The following is a 20,623-nucleotide window of genomic DNA, read 5'->3' as shown; positions in this document are numbered from 1 at the left end:
TTCGTCCTCCTCGGGATGTCCGGGCCGCGCCCGTCCTCACCTCGGCGGCGCCGGCCGCCCTCGCCCGCACCGCCGCCCTTCCGCACCACCGCACCCGGCAGACCGCTCCACCAACCCCACCAAGTGGCCCACCCCTCGAAGGAGTCACCGAGATGAACCGCTTCACGGGCAGGACCGTCCTCGTCACCGGTGCCGGCTCCGGCCTCGGCCGTGCGATCGCGCTCGCCTTCGCCGCCGAGGGCGCGTCCGTGGTCGTCGCGGGACGCACCGCGGCCGCCCTGGAGGAGACCACCGGCCTCATCGAGGCGGCCGGCGGCACGGCCGCCGCCGTCACCGCCGACGTCACCGACTCCGGTCGGCTCCGGGACCTCGTGCGCGCGTGCGTCGACCGCTTCGGCGGACTGGACATCGCGGTCAACAACGCCGGGATACTCCGCGGGACGGTACCCGCCGGCGAGGTGAGCGAGGAGGACTGGGACGCGGTGCTGCGGACCAACGTCACCGGCGTCTGGCTGGCGATGAAGCACGAGATCGCGCACATGAAGGAGAACGGCGGCGGCGTCATCGTCAACATCTCCTCCAACCTGGGCGCGCACCTGCGGGTTCCGAACGTCGCCGCCTACATCACCTCGAAGGCGGCGGTCTCCGCGCTGACCCGCGCCGCCGCTCTCGACCACGTCCACCAGGGCATCCGCATCAACGCGGTCAGCCCGGGCGCCGCCGCCGCTCCCATGTCGCTGCGGCCCGGGGAGACCGAGGCCGACCGCGCCGAGCGGATGAAGACGGAGAACCCGCTCGGCCGGGTCGCGGAGGCCGAGGAAGTGGCGGCCGCGGTGCTCTACCTCGCCTCCCCCGCGGCGGGCGCGGTGGTCGGGACCGATCTGGTCGTCGACAGCGGATCGTCCGCCTGACGGTCCGCCCACCGGGGCGCTGTGCCGGGGAGCGCCCGCCGTGGCCGGATCCGGACGGCTCACGCCGGACCGATGGCGCATCTCCGGCTCGGGTCACGGGGCGGGCGGAGCGGGCGCGGTCGACAGCATCTCCAGCTCGCCGCGCATGTTGTAGCGGGCCGTGGCCTCCCAGTGCTCCTGCCCGTACGGGGTGCGGAACAGGCGTCGTGCGGCGAGGAGTTCACGCAGCACGGTGGTGCGGCCCTCGCGGAAGGCGTCGGCCGGCACGAAGTGGTACTCCTCGCGGACGGCGGCGGTGTAGGCGGCGTACGCCGACGGCGGCGAGGCCAGGACCGCCAGGTCGGCGTCGCACAGCACCTGGCCGTCGCGGTCGTCGTCGTCCGGGTCGTGCGTGACGGTGAGCCGGACCAGCCGGGCCACCTCGGCCGCCTTCGCCTCCGGAACCCCGGCCTCGGGCAGCGCCCGCTCGGCCAGCCGGGCCGACCGCTCCTCGTTCTCGGAGCGGTCCGGCAGGTACACGGCGTCGTGGAACCAGGCGGCGAGCCGCACGACGTCCGGGTCGTCCGCGTACTCCGCCAGCGTGTCGACGTGGTCCAGGACCGCGGTGAGGTGGGCGAGCGTGTGGTAGCGCCGCTGCGGTTCCTGCCAGCGGGCGAGGAGGTCCTCGGCGTAGAGCACGGGGTCGGGACCGCCCCCGGGGGCCCGGGCCCCTTCCAGGGCACGGACGAAGCGGGCACGCAAGGCGTCGGTATCGGCCATACGGCCATTGTTCCCGGTGCACATCCCGACGGGTCACAGGGCCAGCTCGGCCCGCACGGTCTTTCCGGGGCCACCGTCCTCGCGCGGCGCGACGCACATCCGGCTCACCAGGCAGGACACCAGCCAGAGACCGCGGCCCGTCTCCGCCCCGGGGTCCTGGGGGAGGCGGGGCCGGGCCGGGAGCGGACGGTCGTCCCGGGTGTCGGTGACCTCGACGCGGACGAGGTCGCGGGCGGCGGACAGGGTCAGGTCCAGACGGAAGTCGCGGCCCGGGACACGACCGTGGATCACCGCGTTGGCGGCGAGTTCGGCCACGACGAGCGTCACGGTCCCGTTCACCTCGGACGCGTACGGGAAGCCCCAGGCGTCCAGACGGTGGGAAGCGAGCCGCCGGGCCAGGCGGACGCCGCGCGGGGTGGAGGTGAAGCACATCGAGAACTCCTCGGCGTGGGCTGCGGGCCGGCCGCTGTACTCGTTGGGGGGAGTTTCGGTCGTCATGAGGGTGAGCCTCGTGTGACGCACGTACGGTGACCAGCAACTACGCCCTTACACAGTGCTGCTGTAAGGATGCTCAACGTGTCTGTCGGGGCAGGGACAGAGGTGGCCCATGGTGCAGGTTCCGGAACAGGCGGTCGCGGAGCGCGGCCGGGATTCCGCCGACGAGCTTCTGCGGTGCTTCGGCAGGCAGATCAAGCTCTTCCGGGAACGAGCCGGCCTGACCCAGGCCGCTCTCGGCCCGCTCCTCGGATACAGCGAGGCGCAGATCGCTGCGATCGAGCAGGGACGGCGTGTCGCCCGGCCGGACACCATCGAGAAACTGGACACGTTGCTCGAGGCGGACGGAGTCCTGCTCGCGATGAAGCAGGCCGTGGCACTCACGCGGTACCCCGCCTTCTTCCGGGATGCTGCGCGCATCGAGGAAACCGCGATCGAGTTCCACCAGTACGCGCCACTGATCGTGCCGGGGATGCTGCAGACCGAGGACTACGCCAGAACGATGTTCACGGTGTGGCGTCCGCGCCGGAACGAGGCGGAGATCGACCAGATGGTGTCGGCACGGCTCGCACGGCACAAGCTCTTCAGCCGTGAGCCCGCGCCCGTACTCAGCTTTGTCCTGGAGGAGGCCGTCCTCCAGCGGCCCATCGGCGGCTTTGAAGTGCTGCGGGGCCAACTTGAGCACTTGCTCCTCACCGGCCAGAACCCGAACGTAGAGATTCAGGTGATGCCGACCGAGGCGACCGACCACGCTTGTGTGGACGGTCCGTTCACGTTGATGGTGCCGGAAGGAGGAGAGCCGGTGGCCTACTTGGAGAGCCAGGGAAGCGGTCGGGTGATCACCGATAGGGAAATCGTCCGTGGCATCGCGGCGCGGTATGGAATCATCCGGGCCCAGGCGCTGGCCCCGGAGGAGTCCCTGCGCCGCATCGAGAAGCTGTTGCAAGGAGACTCATGACAAGCGAGCAGTCCAAGGGCCAGTCGCTCAATTGGTTCAAGTCCAGTTACAGCGGCGGGGCCGGCGGCGACTGCGTCGAGGTCGCCGCCCTCCCCGCCTCCGTCCACGTCCGCGACTCCAAGGACACCGGTCGGGGCTCCTTCGCGGTGACCCCCGGCACCTGGTCCGCCTTCGTCGCGCATGCCTGCCGCACTCGTTGACGGCGATCTGATCCGCTGCCGCCGGTCCTGGCAGCCTCGGCGGTAGCGAACAGAACACGGTGCACAGGGCCGCACCAGGTCCTGGGGCCGCTCCTTCGGGGGCGGCCCGAGTGCTTTCCGGGAAGGTGGCCGCGAGCGGGGTGGCGCGCACAAGCGGAAGGGCTGATTACGGGTAGTGCGGGTGATCTTCCGCTGGGTAGTGTGAACCGCCGGAACGCGAACACCCGTCCGCACGCCGTCCTCGCGGGTTCCCGATCGACCGCGACGCGCGGGCCGCCGACCCGAAGGAGACCGGAAGAAGTGAGCAGCCAGGTGCACCCGACGTTCGTCCTGGTCCACGGGGCCTTCGCGAACTCCTTCTCCTTCGCGCCGCTCCAGGCCGAACTCGGCCTCCTCGGGCACCGTTCGGTCGCCGTCGACCTGCCCGGCCACGGCTTCGGGGCGACCTACACCCGTGCCTACCAGGCGCCGCAGGACCCCGAGGGCCTCGCCACCGCGCCCGGCGCGATCAAGGGCGTCACGCTCGCCGACAACGCCGCGCACCTGATCGGGGTCCTGGAGCGGGCCAAGCGGAACGGCCCCGTGATCCTCGTCGCCCACAGCCGCGGCGGCGTCACGGCCACGGCCGCGGCCAACGCGCGGCCGGACCTGATCGACCGCATCGTCTACGTCGCGGCCTGGTGCCCGGTCGCGCTCGACGTCGGCGACTACTACGCCGAGCCGGAGATGGCCACGGTCGACGCCGCCTCCCTGGGGCTGGCGGCGGCCGGGAACCCCGCCGAACTCGGCCTGCTCCGCGTCAACTTCCGCACCGCGGACCCGGACGCCCTGGCGGCGTTCAAGGCGGCCTTCCTCGCCGACGCCACCGACGAGGAGTTCCTGACCTTCCTGAACACCTTCCAGCCCGACGAGAACCTGGACGTCGGCACCTCCGCCGACCGGGCGCAGGCCGCGACCTGGGGCCGCGTCCCGAAGACCTTCGTCCGCCTGGCCGACGACGCGAGCATGCCGCCGGCCATGCAGGACCGGCTGATCCGCGAGGGCGACGCGCTGACGCCGGACAACCCGTACGACGTCCGCACGCTCCCGGGCAGCCACCTGAAGTGGCTGGTCGACCCGGCACCGGCGGCCCGGCTCCTCGGAGAACTCGCCACGCTCCCGGCCCCGTCCGTCCGCTCGTGATCTGAGCCGGAGCCGCTTCGGAACGGGTGCCCTCACGCCCCTGCCGGGTCCGGCTGGCGCCTCTCCGGTTCCACCCGCGCGACGCCTCCCGCCTCGAGGGCCACCCAGAGGGCACCGTCGGGGCCCAGGGTGATGCCGTGGGGCTCGGACGACGGTGACGGCAGGTCGTACTCGGTGATTTCGCCGTCCCCGGTGATGTGACCCACGCGGCCGGCTCCCCATGCGGTGAACCAGCAGTCCCCGGTGGAGGCCGCGACGATGGCGTGCGGTCCGGCCGTGCGGTCGGGGAGCGGGAACTCCCTGATCCCGCCGTCCACCGAGATCCTGCCGATCTGTCCCGCCGCGATCTCGACGAACCACAGGGCCGTGCCGTCACCGGTGATGCCCACGGGCCCGGCGTCCGGGGTGGGCAGGGGGTGGACGGCGGTGTCGCCGTCGGTGGTGATGCGGCCGATCGCGTTCGCCTGGTTGAGGGTGAACCACAGGGCCCCGTCCGGGCCGGTGGTGATCGCCGAGGGAAAGCCGCCCGTGACCGGGAGGACGAACTCGGTGACCTCTCCCTCGCCGGTGATGCGGCCGACGCGGTCGGTGTTCATCTCCGTGAACCACACCGCGCCGTCCGGGCCCGAGGTGATGCCGAAGGGCCCGCTGCCGGGCGTCGGCAGGGGGAAGGAGTCCACTGCGCCGTCGGTGGTGATGCGGCCGATCCGGTGGTCCTGGTAGCGGGTGAACCACAGGGCCCCGTCCGGTCCGGGGGCGATGACCGTGGGGCGGCAGGCGGGGGAGTCCAGGGGGTACTCCCGGAACTCGCCGTCGAGGGTGAGGCGCGCGATGCGGCCGCTGCCCACGAGGGTGAGCCACAGGGCACCGTCGGGTCCGGCCGTGATGCCGTAGGGCCCGGCCTTCTCGTCCGTCACACGGATCTCCCGGACGGCCGGGGCAGGGGAACGGGACACGACGGCTCCTTGTGAGGGGGACAGGGGTCAATCGGGCTTCCCGGCCGGCGGCTCGGCCCGGTTCCGCACCAGGTCGAGGATGATCGCGGCGAGCTCGGCGGGACGGGTCATGGGGACGTTGTGGTGCGAGGCGACGTCGACCAGTCGGCGGCCGGGGGCGGCGTCGACGACGGCACGCACCTCGTCGCGCCGCGAGGCGTAGAAGCCGTGGTCGGCCAGGACGACGGTCATCGGGCAGGGGAGACGGTCGTACACGTCGACGCTCGGGAAGACCGCCGCACCGGGCACCACGTCACCGACCGTCACGATCTCCTCGAGGGTCGGCCGCCGTACCCACCCGTCGCCCCGGCGGAGGAAGGAGCGCCGCGTGACCTCCTCGACCAGCCCGGGGCGCGCCCCGGCGTTGAGCCGATCCTCCCCGGCCTCCCGCACGCACTGCTCGACGTAGGCGCGCATCTGCTGGTCGGTGGCTTCCCAGCCGTAGCGGAACAGCGTCCGGAGGTGGTCCGCCCGCTCCGCGGTCCGCAGGGACGCGTGCTCGGCGAGCGAGGTGTCCCGGTCGTCGAGCACCACGCCGTCCACGACGCAGAGGGCGGCCGGTTCCACCACGCCCGCCGCGGCGGCCGCGGTCACCGCGTATCCGCCGGTGGAGTGGCCCACCAGCACGGGGCGGTCCCAGGACAGCGCCGCCACGACGCCGCCGATGTCCCGCCAGTACTGCTCCGGGCCGGTGGAGGAGAGCCGGGTCCGCCCGTGGCCCCGCAGGTCGACGGCGACCGGACGGCAGTCCCGCACCAGACGGACCGCCACATCGGCCCAGACCGCGGCGTTGTGCCCGCTGCCGTGGACGAGCAGCACGCCCTCCCCGTGACCGCCGAAGTCGATGCCCGACACCACCCCGTCGGGAACGGGGAGTTCGATCTCTGTACCGGCCATCACCGCACCCTGGCCGGGAGAGGTCGGGGTGCGCAACTGCTTTCTTCCTCCGGACACGCGCCGGGGCCCCGCACTAGCGTGGCCCGCATGACGACTCCTGCTGATGTGCGGAACGTACGAGACCCCGAACTCCCCGGGCGGCTGCTGGCCGTCGAGCGGGACGCGCTGATCCCGCTGCTGCGGGGCAGGGCGGAGGAGGACTTCGCGCGACCGGTGGTGGCCTGTCCGGGCTGGACGGTGCGGGACGTGCTGGCGCACTGCTCGGCCGCGCTCACCCGGGTGGTGGAGCGCCGGTTCGAGAAGGGCGTGTTCTCGCCCGCCTCCAACGACCGGGACATCGCCGAGCGGGCCGGCTGGACGAACGCCCGGGTCCTCGACGAGCTGGAGCGCGGGATGACCGGGGCCGGGCCGGTGATCGCGAAGGCGGGCGGGCCGCTGGACGCCGTCGCGCTGGGCGAGTGGGTGCACGCCGGGGACGTGCGCGAGGCGTTCGGGGAGCCGGGCGCGTACGCCGGTGCCGGACTGCCCTACGCGCTCGCCCTGCTGGCCCAGGTCACGTCCGCCCGGGGACACCTGCCGCTGCACGCCGACCTCGACGACGCCGACGAACCGCTGCGGCTGGGCGACGCCTCGGGGGAGCGGCCCCCGGCGCGCTACATCGGGGACGGGCCGACCCTGGTGCGGCTGTACGCGGGGCGGCCGGTGGAGGGGGCGTCGTACGAGCTGGCCGGGGCGGAGGCGGCGGAACTGAACATCTTCGGGGACTGAAGCGGTCGTCCTGCGCGGCCGCGGGCACCTCGTGCGGCCATCGGGCAGCGGACCCCCGGCACGCGGGCGTAGGCTTGGATTGGACTAGACCTGTAGCCGCCGTCCGATGCCGGTGACCGCCGGCGCACGCCGATGAATGGGGCCCCATGAGCAAGCAGCGCGCTGTCCTGGAGGTGATCGCCCTCGACGTCGAGGACGCGGTCGCCGCCCAGGCGGGAGGTGCGGACCGCCTCGAGCTGGTCACCGACATGACGGCCGACGGGCTCACCCCGTCGGCCGGGACCGTCGCCGGGATCCGCGGGGCCGTCGACCTCCCGCTGCGGGTGATGCTGCGGCTGTCGGACGGGTTCGCGGCGGGCGACGTCGACCGGCTGGTGGGCGCCGCGTGCGCGATGCGCGAGGCCGGGGCCGAGGAGTTCGTGCTCGGGTTCCTCACCGCGGACGGCGGGGTGGACCTCGACGCGGTCGAGCGGGTCGTCGGCGCACTGGACGGCTGCCGGTGGACCTTCCACCGCGCGATCGACCGCGCCGCCGACCGGGACGCCCTGCGCAAACAGCTCGACGGCCTGCCCGGCCTCGACACCTACCTCACGGCGGGCTCCCCGGCCGACGTCGACGACGGGCTGCCGACGCTGCTCGCCGAGTCGGGCCGGCGCGGGGAGCCGGGGTACGAGCAGCAGTTGCTGGTCGGCGGCGGCCTGCGCCTGGAGCACGTGCCCGCACTGCTGGAGGCCGGCATCGACGGCTTCCACATCGGCGGGGCGGCCCGGCCGGACGGCTGGGACGGGCCCGTCTCGGCGGAGGCCGTCGCACGGTGGCGCCGGACGGTGGACGGCGTCGGGACCGGGGACTGACCACCGGCGGTGACGGGCCCGGCCGCCGGCCGCGACCGGCGACCGGGTACGAGCGACCGGTGACCGGGTGCGGAGGCCCGCCGGTGTCCGGTGGCGGGGCGGGCCGGGTCAGCCCAACTGCTCCGGCAGCGGGGCCGTGTGCGTCACGATCAGGCCGGAGACCGCCCGGGTCAGGGTCACGTACAGGCGGCGCAGGCCGGTGCGTTCGTCGGGTTCGCCGTCGACCACGGCCCGGGGCTCGTCCAGGACCACGTAGTCGTACTCCAGGCCCTTCGCCAGCGACGCCGGGACCAGGGTCAGCCGGGTGTCGTGCGTCGTCTCCTCGCCGGGGCCGACCGAGGTGATCCCGGCCGCCGCCAGCTCCCCGGCCAGCTCCGGGATCCGGGCGTCCGCGGCGATCAGGCCGACCGAGCCCTCGTGGCGCAGCAGTTCGCGGCAGGCGGCCACCGCGTCGCCGGCCCCCTCGACCCGGCGGACCTCGAAGAAGCCCGGGTTCTCCCGGATCGACGCCACCGGGGTCAGCCCCGGCGCGATGTGCGGGAGCAGCCGGGAGGCGTACGCGATGACGTCCGTCGGGACGCGGAAACCGGCCGTCAGCTCCTCGACCACCGCGTCCCGCTTGCCCAGGTGCGCCAGCGCCTCCTCCCAGCTCCGCGTCGCCCACGGCGTCGTGCCCTGCGCCAGGTCGCCGAGGACGGTCGCCGACCCGGTGGTGCAGCGCCGGCCCACCGCCCGGTACTGCATGGGGGACAGGTCCTGCGCCTCGTCGAGCACCACGTGCCCGAGCGAGTGCGTGCGCCGGATCAGATCGGCCGCCTCGTCGATCAGCACCGCGTCCGCGGGCGAGAACTTCGCCGACTTCACCGACCGGGCCGGCTTCGCCCACAGGATCGCCTTCCGCTCCTCCTCGTCGAGCAGCCCTTCCGCGTGCTCGGCCAGGAACTCCGCGTCGCCCAGCAGCCGCAGCACCAGCTTCGCCGGGTCGACGGCCGGCCAGATCGCCTTCACCGCCGCCTTCACCGCGCTGTTGCGCGCCACCGCGTCCTGCACCCGGTCGTCCGGCGCCTCCCCGGCCCGCTCCATCTGCACCAGCACCGTGTGCGCGATGCGCTGCGGCAGCGCCTCGCGGGCGGCGCCGTAGCGGATGTCGCGCTCCAGCAACTGCCTGACGATGTCCTCCAGTTCGTACGCCGGAACCCGCCAGCGGCGTGCGCCGCGCACCACCACGACCGGCTCGGTGGGCAGCGTGACGTGGGAGTAGAGGGCCCTCCGCAGCACCTCGGCCATCCGGGCGTCGCCCTTGACGACCGCGGCCGCCGCGTCGTCCGTCCCGCGCACCTCCACGTGCGCCACCAGGTCGTCCACGGTGGCCTGCGCCACCGTCAGCTCGCCCAGCGCGGGCAGCACCTGCTCGATGTAGTGCAGGAAGGACCGGTTCGGCCCGACGACCAGCGTGCCGGTGCGGGCCAGCCGCTCGCGGTGGGCGTACAGCAGGTAGGCCACCCGGTGCAGACCGACGGCGGTCTTCCCGGTCCCGGGCCCTCCCTGCACGCACACGCTGCCCGCCAGCCCGGCCCGTACGATCTCGTCCTGCTCCGGCTGGATCGTGGCGACGATGTCCCGCATCGGGCCGACGCGCGGACGCTCGATCTCCTGCTGGAGCAGCTTGCCGGCGGTGTCCGCCGCGGACGGGTCCGAGAGGTGCTCGTCCTCGTACGCGGTGAGGGCCCCGCCGGTGTAGCCGAAGCGGCGGCGCAGCGCGACGTCCAGGGGGTCCTTCCTGGATGCCCGGTAGAACGGCTGCGAGACCGGCGCGCGCCAGTCGATCACCATCGGGTCGCCGTCCGCGTCGTGCACGTGGCGGCGTCCGATGTAGAACTGCTCGCCCTCGGCCCCCTCCGCCTGTTCCGACCCCGGCGCGTGCAGGTAGTCGAGCCGGCCGAAGAACAGCGGGGTGTCGCTGAGGTCGGCCAGCGCCTTGACGCGCTCCTCGATCTGGCGTTCGAGCACGGCCGCGTTGACCCAGTTCGCGGTGACGTCGCTGATGTCGAGGGACTCGACGTCCTCGCGCATCGCGCGCAGGGCGGCGCGGGACGCGGCGAGATGGGCGCGCTCGCGGGAGAGGGGGTCGTGGTCGGCCCCGGGCTCGGCGGGCTCGACGGGCTCGACGGGTTTGTCTGCGGACGTGGGCGCGGACACAGGGGTGCCTCCGGGAACCTGCTGGGGTGGCTGCGGGATACCGGCCGGTTTCCGTCCGGGCGGCGGCGCTCCGCGCATGACGCGCGTGACGCGCATGGACGGAGGCGGGCAAGGGCGGAGATTCTAGGGCGCTCGGCCGGTGCGGTCCAAACGGTTTCCGCGTCCGCCGCGTCCGCCGCGCGGGTCGGGGGCGGCGGGCGCGTCCGCAGCCGTACCGGTGCTGGTCCCGGTCAGGTCGTACGGGGTGAACCGTCCGCCGTCCGCGTGCCGGGGGCGTCGGTCGGCCGCCGCACCGGTTCCGTGGTCAGCGAGGCGAGCAGGGCGAGCCGCTCGGCGTCCTCGGTGCCCGGCGCGGCGTGGTAGAGCGCGAGCATCAGGCCGTCGGGGCCGTCGACGTCCAGCTTGGACAGGGTGAGGCTCAGCTCGCCGACCTGGGGGTGGTTCATCCGGATCGGCTTGTCGACGACCGGCCGCACGTCGTGGCGGGCCCACACCTGCCGGAACTCGGCGCTCGCCAGGGACAGTTCACCGACGAGCCGGACGATCCGCGGGTCGTCGACGTCGGAGCCGAGCCGCCGGCGGAAGACGGCGACGCACTGGGCCGCCGTGCGGGTCCAGTCCGCGTGCAGGGCCTGCTCGGCGGGGTCGAGGAAGAACGAGCGGAGCCGGTTCTCCCCCACCCGCACGCTCGGGACCAGCGCGGTGGCGAGCGGGTTGGCCGCGATCACGTCGAGGGTCCGGTCCGTCACGAACGCCGGCAGCCCGATCACGTCCAGGAGCTGCGCCGTGGCCGGTGGAACGGACGGCCGCCGCGGCCGGCGGCGGGTGGTGCGGGGCCGCGGCGCGGCGAGCAGGTGGAGGTAGGCCGTGGCGGTGTCGTCGAGCCGGAGCACCCGGGCGAGCGCGTCGAGGACCTGCGCCGACGGGTTGCGGTCGCGGCCTTGCTCCAGCCGCAGGTAGTAGTCGGAACTGATGCCGGCGAGCATGGCCACCTCCTCCCGGCGCAGCCCCGGCACCCGGCGTGTCCCGTGGGCCGGCAGCCCCAGGTCCGCGGGCGTCACCAGCTCCCGGCGCGCCCGGAGGTAGTCACCGAGCCGGTTCTCCTCAGACATGCGTTCCATCGTAGGCGCGCGGGGCGCTTCGTCCCTGGCCCTGTCACTCCCAGGATCGGCGGGGACCTGGGCAGGCCGCCCGCCGGCGTGGACGGTGGAGGCATGAGCACTTCCCTGAACACTCCGACGACCTCCCTCCCCGGCGGCACCTGGACGATGGGCGACCTGACCGTCACCCGGTTCGGATACGGGGCCATGCAACTGGCGGGACCGGGCGTGATGGGGCCGCCGGCCGATCACGACGGCGCCCTCGCGGTGCTGCGCGAGGCCGTGCGCCTGGGCATCACCCACATCGACACCGCCGACGCCTACGGGCCGCACGTCACCAACCTGCTGATCCGCGAGGCGCTGCACCCCTACCCCGACTCGCTGCACATCGCCACCAAGGTCGGGGCGGTCCGGGACGAGCAGGGCGGCTGGCCCCCGGCCCGGGAGCCGGACGACCTGCGCCGGGCCGTCCACGACAACCTGGAGAACCTCGGCGTCGAGACGCTGGACCTGGTCGACCTGCGGCTCGGCGACGCCACGGGGCCCCGGCCGGGCTCGCTCGCCGAGGCGTACGGGACCCTCGTCGAGCTCCAGCAGCAGGGACTGATCCGCCACCTCGGCCTGAGCAACGCGACCGCCGACCAGATCGCCGAGGCGCAGGCCATCGCCCCGTTCGTCTGCGTGCAGAACCTGTACAACCTCGCCCACCGCCAGGACGACGACCTCGTCGACCGGCTCGCCGAGCAGGGCATCGCCTACGTGCCGTACTTCCCCCTCGGCGGCTTCAGCCCCCTGCAGTCCTCGACGCTCTCGGCCGTGGCCGCCCGGCACGGCGTCCGCCCGATGTCGGTCGCCCTCGCCTGGCTGCTGCAGCGGTCCCCCAACATCCTGCTGATCCCCGGGACCTCGTCGGTGGCGCACCTGCGGGAGAACATCGCCGGCGCGGGCCTCACCCTGTCCGGGGAGGACCTCGCCGCACTCGACACGATCGGCCGCTGAGCCCGGCGCGCCGGTCGCGGCCCTCGGCGCCTCGAGCGGGTCCCGGCACCCCTAGGGGACATCCCGTCCCGCCCGAGGGGGACCGGATCACTCCCGAGGCGTACGCGGGGGCCGGGCGGATTGGGCCCTTGGACCGATGTCTGCCGTATGCCCGAAGGGTCACCCTGGAGGCATGAGCGCAGCGATCCTCCACCCCGCCCCGCCGCCGGCCCGGCCGACCGGCGCCACACCGGTCCGGGGCGGCGCCCACCCGCACCGCCTCGGCGACGCCCTGCACGCCGTGAGGGTGTTCCTCGGCGCCGCCTTCGACGTGATCGTCCTCGGCGAGTACGGCGAGGAGGCGGGCGTCCGCCGCAGGTGACGGCCCCGCCCCTGCCCTGCCCGCGGGGACCCCGCCCGTAGGACCCGGACCGTACGGACTGAGTACGCGCACGCGTACCGGGCTGAGTACCCGCGCCGGTGCGTCGGCCGCCGCCGGGCCGCTTCACTGGCCGTATGGATCCCCGCTCCCTCGACGCCCCGCCGCACCCGGCCGACCGGGACCCCCGCGCCCGGGTGGTGCCCGCCGTCGCGACCGCGCTGCTGTCGGTCCTGGGACCGGCGGCGCTGCTGTTCGCCGGACTGTCCCCCATGGCGACCGACAGTTGCGGTCCCGACGACTGCTCGCCGGCGCTGACGACCTCCCTGGCCCTGGTCCACGGCACCCTGGTCCTCGGCGGCCCCCTCACGGCGGGCGCCTGGCTCGCCGCCTGGCTGCTTCCGCGGACCCACCGCTGGTCGGTCCCGCGCATCTGGCTGGCCGGCCTCTCGCTGCTCCCCCCGGTGCTCGTCCTGGTGCTGGTGTTCACGCTCCCCCCGGGGTGAACCACGGGGCACGCGGGGGAGACCCGCGGCGGGCGCGGGGCGCCCGCTCAGCTCTCGGCGAGGATCTCGTCCGCGTCCACGATCCGGTACGCGTACCCCTGCTCCGCCAGGAACCGCTGGCGGTGCGCCGCGAAGTCCTGGTCGATGGTGTCCCGGGCGACCACGGAGTAGAAGTGGGCCTGGTGCCCGTCGGCCTTCGGCCGCAGCACCCGGCCGAGCCGCTGGGCCTCCTCCTGCCGCGACCCGAAGGTGCCCGACACCTGGACGGCCACCGTCGCCTCCGGCAGGTCGACCGAGAAGTTCGCGACCTTGGACACCACCAGCACGCTGATCTCGCCTTGCCGGAAGGCCTCGAACAGCTTCTCCCGCTGGGCGTTCGACGTCTCGCCCTTGATCACCGGTGCGTCCAGGTGCTCGCCCAGCTCGTCGAGCTGGTCGATGTACTGCCCGATGACGAGGATCTGCTGGCCGGCGAAGCGCCGGACGATCGCCTCCGTCACCTTCCGCTTGGTCGCGGTCGTCGCACAGAACCGGTACTTCTCCTCCGTCTCGGCGGTGGCGTACGCCAGCCGCTCGGAGTCGGTGAGGTTGACCCGGACCTCCACGCAGTCGGCGGGCGCGATGTAGCCCTGCGCCTCGATCTCCTTCCACGGCGCGTCGAACCGCTTCGGTCCGATCAGCGAGAACACGTCCGACTCGCGGCCGTCCTCGCGCACCAGCGTCGCGGTCAGCCCGAGCCGCCGCCGGGCCTGCAGGTCCGCCGTGAACTTGAAGACGGGGGCGGGCAGCAGGTGCACCTCGTCGTAGACGATCAGGCCCCAGTCCCGGGAGTCGAACAGCTCCAGGTGGGGGTAGACGCCCTTCCGCCGGGTCGTCAGCACCTGGTAGGTGGCGATGGTGACGGGGCGGATCTCCTTCCTCGTCCCGCTGTACTCGCCGATCTCGTCCTCGGTCAGCGAGGTCCGCTTCACCAGCTCGTGCTTCCACTGCCGGGCCGAGACGGTGTTGGTGACCAGGATCAGCGTGGTGGACTGCGCCTGCGCCATCGAACCGGCGCCGACCAGCGTCTTGCCCGCGCCGCAGGGGAGGACGACCACACCGGAGCCGCCGTGCCAGAAGTTCTCCACGGCCTGCTTCTGGTACGGCCTGAGCGCCCAGCCGTCCTCGCGCAGCTCGATCGGGTGCGCCTCGCCGTCCACGTACCCGGCGAGGTCCTCGGCGGGCCAGCCCAGCTTCAGCAGCACCTGCTTGATCTGGCCGCGCTCCGAGGGGTGCACGGCGACGGTGTCCGGGTCGATCCGGGCGCCGACGAGCGGGGCGATCCGCTTCGAGCGCAGCACCTCCTCCAGCACCGGCCGGTCGGTGCTGGTGAGGACGAGCCCGTGCGCCGGGTGCTTGACCAGGCTGAGCCGGCCGTAGCGGTCCATCGTGTCGGCGATGTCCACCAGCAGCGCGTGCGGCACCGGGTAGCGGCTGTACTGCACCAGCGCGTCGACGACCTGCTCGGCGTCGTGCCCGGCCGCCCGCGCGTTCCACAGGCCGAGCGGGGTCACCCGGTAGGTGTGGATGTGCTCGGGGGCCCGCTCCAGCTCGGCGAACGGCGCGATGGCGCGACGGCAGTCGTCGGCCTGCTCGTGGTCGACCTCGAGGAGCAGGGTCTTGTCGGACTGGACGATGAGCGGACCATTCACGCGCGGCTGCCTTTCTGCGACGGGCTCGGCACGGGCACTGCACGGCCAAACGTCCAGTCTGCCCGACGGCCCGCGCCCGGCGCCCCGGGCGGACCGGCCTCCTTCGGCACGGGCGGCGTGAGGTTGTTCACCAGGGTCCCTCCCTTCCCCGGCCCATCCCCGGTCGACGGGGACCTTCCCGGCCGACGGGAACGGGAGCGGGCCGGCCCCGGGGACGGGGACCGGCCCGCGCAACACGAGAAACGGAGAGTGTCAGACCGCGGAACGTGTCAGAAGGTCACGCCCCCGCCCAGGTCGATACCGATCGCGGCGGCCTCGGCGGTGAACGCTCCGAGCAGCACGACGGTGGACGCCAGAACGGCGGCGGCACGACGAACGGCACGCATGGAGACTTCCTTTCTGTTGCGCGGAACGGGCTTCGGCGGTCTTCCGGGCCCGTTCAGGACACCCGGTGGCTGCCCCGCGCCGCGCGGCGCGATGCGCGGGGGCCCGCAACCTCGCCCGGCCGAGGGAAAAGCCCGGCGTGGCGTGCATGGAACGCGCCGTACACCCGAAAGAAGGCCCAGGGGGCCGAAAGGAGGCCCGAGGGGGGCCGGGAGGAGGCCCGAGGGGCGGGGTCAGTCCGCGTCGTCCGCCAGTTCCGCGACCCCCGTGATCCGGTGCAGCGGATACGTGCGGACCTCGTCGGCGGTGTGGTCGTACGCCGTGACGAAGCCGCCCTCGACCCGGACCGGGGCAATCACGCGCTGGCTCGCCGCGCCCTCGGCGTTGACGTAGCCGATCCACAGCGCCTCACCGGTGAGGACGGCGGCCTGCAGGGTGGCGAGGGTCTCGGCGGCCCCGGTGCGCGGCAGCCCGCCGCCCGTGGCCCGGTCCCCGGCGGGCGCCCGGTGCGGGACGGTGGAGGCGAGGTCACCGGCGCGCACGGCCCGGATCGCGGCCGTGAGCAGGGTGTCGTCGGGCACCGGCGGCCCGTCCGGCACCGGCTCGGGCGCCGAGCGCGGCGGGGTGCGGCGGGCGTCGGCGCGCGTGATCAGGACATCGCCCTCGGCGGACTCCGCGGCCGGCGCGAACCCCATCGCGCGCAGCCCCTCCAGCAGACCGGCCGGATCGGTCCGCGCGGCCAGCACGGTCGGCGCGAGCCGGCGCAGCCCCAGCCCGGCGGCCCGCCGGTCGGCGAGGATCTCGCCCAGCAGGGTGTCGTCGTCGCAGCGCACGTACGCCGAGGCGGCGCCCACCCGCAGCTGCCCGTGTCGGCGGGCCACGTCGTCGATGAGGTACGTGAGCGGCTGCGGCACCGGCGTACGGGAGTGCGCGGCGAGGAAGGCGTGCAGGTCGGCGGCGGTCCGCCCGGCGTCGAGGGCGCGGCGCACCGAGCCGGGCGTGAACCGGTAGACGGTCGCGCCCCCCTTCGACTCCACGTCCGCCAGCACCCCCAGCAGGTCGGCGAGCGGCCGTTGCAGGGGGCCCGGTGCCACCGCCGTCAGGTCGGCCTGGAGGAGCACGTGGTCCAGCGGTTCGGGCAGCAGCGGCGCGAGCAGGCGGGCGGCGTCGGCCGCGGCGGCGGTCTGCTCGGCGGGGGAGAGCGGGGGCGGCGGCGGAGCGGGCCGGTGGTGGACGGGCAGCTTGTCGCCCGGCCCCTCCGGTTCCGCCTCCGGACGCCGGGGCGCGGGCGCCCCGAGCAGGGCGCGCCCGTGCGCGGACAGGGCACCGCGTCCGGTGATCCCCAGCCTCTCGGCCTCGTCGAGCGTCCACCGGGCGAGCCGCGACCGCAGATCGTCCCCGTCGCCCTTCGCCGGGGAGCCCGCCGCGCTCCGGTCGCTCTCCGCCGGGGAGCCCGCCGGGCCGCCCCGCCCGCCGCGCGGCGGACGCTCCCACCGCAGCCGGGCCGACACCGTCTCGGGAACCGGTGCGGCCCCCTGCGGCAACCCGGCCAGCAGCGTCAGCACCCGGTGCCGCACCTCGGGTGCCGCCGACCGGTCCAGCCCCGGCCCCAGCGCCGACAGCGGGCGGTCCTTCGCGTCCCGCCCGCCGACCAGCCCGGCCGTCCGGGTCGCCGCCAGCCACGCCGTCGCCAGCCGCGCCCAGCGCTCGGCGGCGGGCCGCTCGCGCCACTCGTCGTACGCCGGGGTCGCCGCGTACCGCTCGTCCGCCTCCCCGTCGGAGGCCAGCAGTCCGGCCGCGTAGGCGAGTTCCACCCAGAACGCGGCCACCGGCTCGGGCAGGTCCAGGGCGACGGCGGTCCGCTTCAGGTCCCGCACGCTCAGCCCGCCGGCCCGCAGCACCGCCGGGCCGCCCTCGTCCCAGTCCTTCAGCAGCTCCTCGACGGTCGCCAGCGCCGTGTACGCCTGCCCGGCCGCCGTCGCGTCCACGACCTGGGGGTGGTGGGTGGCGGCGGCTCCGACGGGCGGCGGCACCGGCTCCGGCACGCGGTGCACGCGCCCGCCCCGCAGGTGCAGGGCGACCTCGCGCGGCAGGACGACCGTCCCGGGCGCCGTCGGCAGCAGCAGCCCCCGGTCCAGCAGCCAGCGCAGCCGGGGCGCGGGATCGGCGGTGACCTGCCCGTACGGCGGGCCCCACACCAGCCGGTCCAGCACCTCCACGGACTCGTGCGGTGCCTCGTCGAGCAGCGCGGCCATCCGCGTCCGGTCGCGGAACAGGGCGGTGAGGGAGGCGACGGCGGAGACGGAGTCGTGCGTGGACGGCAGCCCCGCCGCCGTCACGATCTCCTGGATCCGCCCCGGTGACATCCCGGAGGCGGCCTCCTGCACCGAGGGGCCGAGCCCCGTGGGCGAGGGGTGCTGCGGCGACGGAGACAGCAGCTCACGGGCGGTGCGGACCAGCCGCAGCCGGTCGTCGCCGCCCCACACCAGGGCCTGTTCGCGCAGGGTGCCCAGGGTGTGCGGCAGCGCGGCGGCGACCGCCGGGTCGCCGTCGTCGCCCGCCAGCAGCCCGAGCAGTTCCTCGTACGTCGCCGGGTCCGCCGCCACGGCCAGCGCCTGGGCCGTCTGCAGCGCGAACCGGTCCAGCCGCTCCAGCGCCCGGACGACCGAGGCGCGGGTACCGGCCCGGGTGGCGAGCTGGGTGAGGTCGGTGGGCACGGGCGTGATGAGGTCCGGTCGGCTGCGCAGGAGCGCGGCCAGGGAGGCGTCGTCCCGTCCCCGGAGGGCCTCCGCGAGGGATCGGGGGGCCGCCGCGGGCTTCTCCTCGGTGCTCATCGGCTTCACGGTAGCGGGTGGGGGCGCCGGTGCGGGGCGCGGAGTTGGGACGGCCCGCCGGACTCACGGTACGGTCGGCGGTACCGTCGTGCGACGGGGAGCCCCAACGCATCCGCCCCCGAGGGGACTTCGTGGGTATCGAGAGTGACCAGGTCGTCTACGAGTACCTGAGCCGCGTCGGCGACGTGGCGCAGCAGCGGCAGCTTCCGTCGGCGGTCCGCATGCGCCTGGTCGCCGGACTGCGCGACGAGATCGACCGGCGCCGCGCGAAGACGGTGGTGGACTCCCCCGCCGCCGTCCGCCGCATCATCTCCCGCCTGGGCAGTCCGGACGAGGTCGTCACGGCGGCCGCGGACGACACCGCCGGTACCGCCGGTACCTCCGGCGCCGACGCGCGCACCCCCGAGCCGCCCGCCGCCGTCCCCGCCCAGCGGGACCGCGCACCGGCCGACGGGCACGACGGTGCCGGGGGCCGCCCGAAGGGCGTCCTGCGCCGGGTGGTCCCGCGCCCCCGCCCGGCCGAGAAGCAGGGAGCGGCCCCCTCCGGGGCACCGTCCCCGCCGCACCGGGCCGGCACGGACGAACTCGGGGACAGCACCACCCAGCCCGACTGGTGGCGGGTGGACGACGGTCCCTTCGGAGTCGGCGACGCGGTGCCCGGCTTCGTGGGCGGCGTCGAGATCCCGGAGCTGCTCAAGCCCCCGCCGGTGAAGGAGGCGCCGAAGGACCCGGAGGGCCCCGGCGACCCCGGTGCCCCCGGGACGGGTGCGGCGCCCGAGGCCGACGCCCCCGCCCGGCGCCGCCTGCCGCGCCTGCCCTCCGGCGGCTGGAACAACCCCCTGCTCCTGCTCGCCGCGGGCCTGCTGGTCGCGGGCGCCGCGCTCGGCAACTGGTTCGCCCTGATCCTCGGCTGGCTCCTCGCCTACGCCTCCCGCCGCCTGACCCCGGCGGAGGTGAAGGGGGCGGTCGTCGTCCTCCCCGGCCTCGCGGTCGCGGCCGGCGCCGTCTGGCTCTGGGGCAGGACCGAGGGCCGCTGGGGCGCCCCCGTCCCCGAGGGCCACATGAGTGACGCCGTCACCGAGACCTGGCCCTGGGTGGTCCGGGGCGCGGCCCTCGCCTCGGCGCTGTTCCTGGTCTGGCGCTCCCAGCGCCGGCGGTAGCCCGGACCGTCGGTACGGCGGCCGTCCCGGCACGCCCCCGCGCCCTCTCCGCCCGCGCGGCCGTGCCCCGCCGTCCCCCGGCGCCGCCCCGCCCCGGTGCCCCGGGGCCGCATCCGTCCGGGAGCCGACGACCGGTCGATCGGCGCGGGCCGTCGAGCGGTGCGGACCGGTCGAGCAGCCCGGTCGACCAGCACGGACCGGGCGCCGGCCCGAGGAGTGCCGCGACGGGCGCCGCGACGGGCGACCGCCCGATGGTTGTATCAGGCAGGCACAATGGCCCCATGGCCTCCACGACCCCGCTCCCGTCGCAGCCGCCCCCGTCCGAGTCCCTCTCCGGTTCCCCGTCCGAGTCCCTCTCCGGGCCCACCGTCGGGTTCGACCTCGACATGACGCTCATCGACTCCCGGCCCGGGATCCGTGCCTGCTACCGGGCGCTCGCCGAGCGGACCGGGACGCACATCGACGCCGATCTGGCGGTCACCCGGCTGGGGCCGCCGCTCGTGGACGAGCTGGCCCACTGGTTCCCGGCGGAGCGGATCGAGGAGGCGGCGGACCTGTACCGCGCGATGTACCCGACGTACGCCGTCGCCGCCACGCCCGCCCTGCCCGGCGCCCGCGAGGCGATCGCCGCGGTACGGGAGGCGGGCGGGCGCGCCCTCGTCGTCACCGCCAAGTACGAGCCCAACGCCGAGCTGCACCTGGCCCACCTCGGCATCGAGCCGGACGCCGTGATCGGCGACCTGTGGGCCGAGCAGAAGGCGCTCGCGCTGCGCGAGCACGGCGCGACCGTCTACGTCGGCGACCATGTGGGTGACGTGCGCGGCGCGCGGACCGCCGGCGCGCTGGCGGTCGCGGTCGCCACCGGTCCGTGCGCTCCCGCGGAACTGCGCGAGGCCGGCGCGGACGTCGTCCTCGCCGATCTGACGGAATTCCCGCGGTGGTTCTCGGACCACCGCACGGACCGGTCCGGCTCCGGCCCGGACTACCTTCCGGCCCGCGCCTGACGGCGTCCCGCCGCGACCGAGCGCAGGACACCGGCACCGGCCATCAGGAATCCGACGCCCATGAGCATGCTCAATACGAACATGTACGTCGGGAAAGGCGTCGTTCCGAGGAACAGCGGGGCCACCGTGACCAGAGTGGCCACGGCGCCGACGAAGAAGACGAGAGCACCGGCACGGACCAGGCCGTCACCGGGCGCGGCGGAATTCGCTTGGGTTTTGTCACGCACCGGACCAGGGTAGTTCCCAGCGCGAAGGAACAACCGGGTGACGTCTTGTCTCCGGCCCGAAGACCATTAGCCTTGGACACGGCGGGTCACCACGGCCCGCCCGAGTGCTATCAAGAGCCGTTTCACCAAGCAGCTTTCCCGA

20 protein-coding genes are annotated in these 20,623 nt (G+C 74.7%); 11 read left to right on the top strand and 9 right to left on the bottom strand.

The genetic code is table 11. The features are described 5' to 3' along the window. Positions 1-152: 152 nt before the first annotated feature. Positions 153-911 carry an SDR family NAD(P)-dependent oxidoreductase gene (locus CP969_RS18090; protein WP_016825700.1) on the top strand — a complete coding sequence of 253 codons (759 nt, stop codon included), beginning with the start codon at positions 153-155 and terminating at the stop codon, positions 909-911. 93 nt (positions 912-1,004) lie between these two features. On the opposite strand, the gene CP969_RS18085 is transcribed toward CP969_RS18090, so the two are convergent. Continuing rightward, positions 1,005-1,670: an HD domain-containing protein gene (locus CP969_RS18085; RefSeq protein WP_016825701.1), complete on the bottom strand. Its 666-nt coding sequence runs from the start codon at positions 1,668-1,670 to the stop codon at positions 1,005-1,007. A 33-nt stretch (positions 1,671-1,703) separates the two neighbouring features. Then, positions 1,704-2,168, bottom strand: a complete 465-nt coding sequence (locus CP969_RS18080; RefSeq protein WP_016825702.1) for an ATP-binding protein — start codon at positions 2,166-2,168, stop codon at positions 1,704-1,706. A 109-nt stretch (positions 2,169-2,277) separates the two neighbouring features. Between CP969_RS18080 and CP969_RS18075 the strand changes: the two genes are divergently transcribed. From CP969_RS18075 to CP969_RS18065, 3 genes are all read left to right on the top strand, one after another. After that, positions 2,278-3,123 carry a helix-turn-helix domain-containing protein gene (locus tag CP969_RS18075; RefSeq protein ID WP_016825703.1) on the top strand — a complete coding sequence of 282 codons (846 nt, stop codon included), beginning with the start codon at positions 2,278-2,280 and terminating at the stop codon, positions 3,121-3,123. Beyond that, a complete protein-coding gene (locus tag CP969_RS18070) occupies positions 3,120-3,323 on the top strand; it encodes a DUF397 domain-containing protein (protein WP_016825704.1) in 204 nt (67 codons plus the stop codon). The genes CP969_RS18075 and CP969_RS18070 overlap by 4 nt, the downstream gene beginning before the upstream one ends. A gap of 300 nt (positions 3,324-3,623) precedes the next feature. Beyond that, on the top strand, positions 3,624-4,505 hold the full coding sequence (locus CP969_RS18065) for an alpha/beta hydrolase (protein WP_016825705.1): 882 nt from the start codon (positions 3,624-3,626) through the stop codon (positions 4,503-4,505). Between the two features lie 32 nt (positions 4,506-4,537). On the opposite strand, the gene CP969_RS18060 is transcribed toward CP969_RS18065, so the two are convergent. Both CP969_RS18060 and CP969_RS18055 read right to left on the bottom strand, forming a co-directional pair. Next, positions 4,538-5,461, bottom strand: coding sequence for a Vgb family protein (locus tag CP969_RS18060; RefSeq protein WP_016825706.1), 924 nt, complete (start codon positions 5,459-5,461; stop codon positions 4,538-4,540). Between the two features lie 27 nt (positions 5,462-5,488). Further along, positions 5,489-6,397, bottom strand: a complete 909-nt coding sequence (locus CP969_RS18055; protein WP_026085080.1) for an alpha/beta fold hydrolase — start codon at positions 6,395-6,397, stop codon at positions 5,489-5,491. Positions 6,398-6,484: 87 nt separating this feature from the next. On the opposite strand from CP969_RS18055, the gene CP969_RS18050 reads away from it, so the two are divergent. Then, positions 6,485-7,165, top strand: a complete 681-nt coding sequence (locus CP969_RS18050) for a maleylpyruvate isomerase family mycothiol-dependent enzyme (RefSeq protein WP_026085081.1) — start codon at positions 6,485-6,487, stop codon at positions 7,163-7,165. A gap of 146 nt (positions 7,166-7,311) precedes the next feature. Then, entirely contained in the window at positions 7,312-8,019 is a 708-nt protein-coding gene (locus CP969_RS18045) for a copper homeostasis protein CutC (RefSeq protein ID WP_016825709.1), read from the top strand. Between the two features lie 108 nt (positions 8,020-8,127). On the opposite strand, the gene CP969_RS18040 is transcribed toward CP969_RS18045, so the two are convergent. Both CP969_RS18040 and CP969_RS18035 read right to left on the bottom strand, forming a co-directional pair. Further along, positions 8,128-10,218 (bottom strand): HelD family protein, encoded by a 2,091-nt coding sequence (locus tag CP969_RS18040; RefSeq protein ID WP_016825710.1) that lies wholly within the window; start codon positions 10,216-10,218, stop codon positions 8,128-8,130. A gap of 230 nt (positions 10,219-10,448) precedes the next feature. After that, positions 10,449-11,339 carry a helix-turn-helix domain-containing protein gene (locus CP969_RS18035; protein ID WP_016825711.1) on the bottom strand — a complete coding sequence of 297 codons (891 nt, stop codon included), beginning with the start codon at positions 11,337-11,339 and terminating at the stop codon, positions 10,449-10,451. 93 nt (positions 11,340-11,432) lie between these two features. Here CP969_RS18035 and CP969_RS18030 point away from each other — a divergent pair, with 93 nt between their 5' ends. From CP969_RS18030 to CP969_RS18020, 3 genes are all read left to right on the top strand, one after another. Continuing rightward, positions 11,433-12,317, top strand: coding sequence for an aldo/keto reductase family oxidoreductase (locus CP969_RS18030; RefSeq protein WP_016825712.1), 885 nt, complete (start codon positions 11,433-11,435; stop codon positions 12,315-12,317). A 172-nt stretch (positions 12,318-12,489) separates the two neighbouring features. Beyond that, positions 12,490-12,678, top strand: a complete 189-nt coding sequence (locus CP969_RS18025; RefSeq protein WP_016825713.1) for a hypothetical protein — start codon at positions 12,490-12,492, stop codon at positions 12,676-12,678. 134 nt (positions 12,679-12,812) lie between these two features. Next, positions 12,813-13,181, top strand: coding sequence for a hypothetical protein (locus tag CP969_RS18020; protein ID WP_016825714.1), 369 nt, complete (start codon positions 12,813-12,815; stop codon positions 13,179-13,181). 47 nt (positions 13,182-13,228) lie between these two features. Here the strand turns inward: CP969_RS18020 and CP969_RS18015 are convergent, their stop codons facing one another. Both CP969_RS18015 and CP969_RS18005 read right to left on the bottom strand, forming a co-directional pair. Beyond that, on the bottom strand, positions 13,229-14,872 hold the full coding sequence (locus CP969_RS18015) for a DNA repair helicase XPB (RefSeq protein ID WP_016825715.1): 1,644 nt from the start codon (positions 14,870-14,872) through the stop codon (positions 13,229-13,231). A 617-nt stretch (positions 14,873-15,489) separates the two neighbouring features. Continuing rightward, on the bottom strand, positions 15,490-18,090 hold the full coding sequence (locus tag CP969_RS18005) for a helicase C-terminal domain-containing protein (RefSeq protein WP_016825716.1): 2,601 nt from the start codon (positions 18,088-18,090) through the stop codon (positions 15,490-15,492). Between the two features lie 131 nt (positions 18,091-18,221). Between CP969_RS18005 and CP969_RS18000 the strand changes: the two genes are divergently transcribed. Together CP969_RS18000 and CP969_RS17995 are read left to right on the top strand one after the other, a co-directional pair. Beyond that, positions 18,222-19,250: a hypothetical protein gene (locus tag CP969_RS18000; RefSeq protein WP_016825717.1), complete on the top strand. Its 1,029-nt coding sequence runs from the start codon at positions 18,222-18,224 to the stop codon at positions 19,248-19,250. Positions 19,251-19,531: 281 nt separating this feature from the next. Further along, complete coding sequence (locus CP969_RS17995; RefSeq protein ID WP_016825718.1) at positions 19,532-20,254, top strand: HAD family hydrolase; 723 nt, start codon at positions 19,532-19,534, stop codon at positions 20,252-20,254. Here CP969_RS17995 and CP969_RS17990 read toward each other — a convergent pair. After that, the gene (locus CP969_RS17990) at positions 20,233-20,481 is read right to left on the bottom strand and encodes a hypothetical protein (RefSeq protein ID WP_016825719.1); all 249 of its coding nucleotides are present in this window, start codon (positions 20,479-20,481) and stop codon (positions 20,233-20,235) included. The genes CP969_RS17995 and CP969_RS17990 overlap by 22 nt on opposite strands. Between the last annotated feature and the right edge of the window lie 142 nt (positions 20,482-20,623).

The organism is Streptomyces viridosporus T7A, assembly GCF_008704515.1.
In the GTDB taxonomy this organism is placed as follows: Bacteria; Actinomycetota; Actinomycetes; order Streptomycetales; family Streptomycetaceae; genus Streptomyces; species Streptomyces viridosporus.
This window is presented reverse-complemented; position numbering and strand designations above follow the sequence as displayed.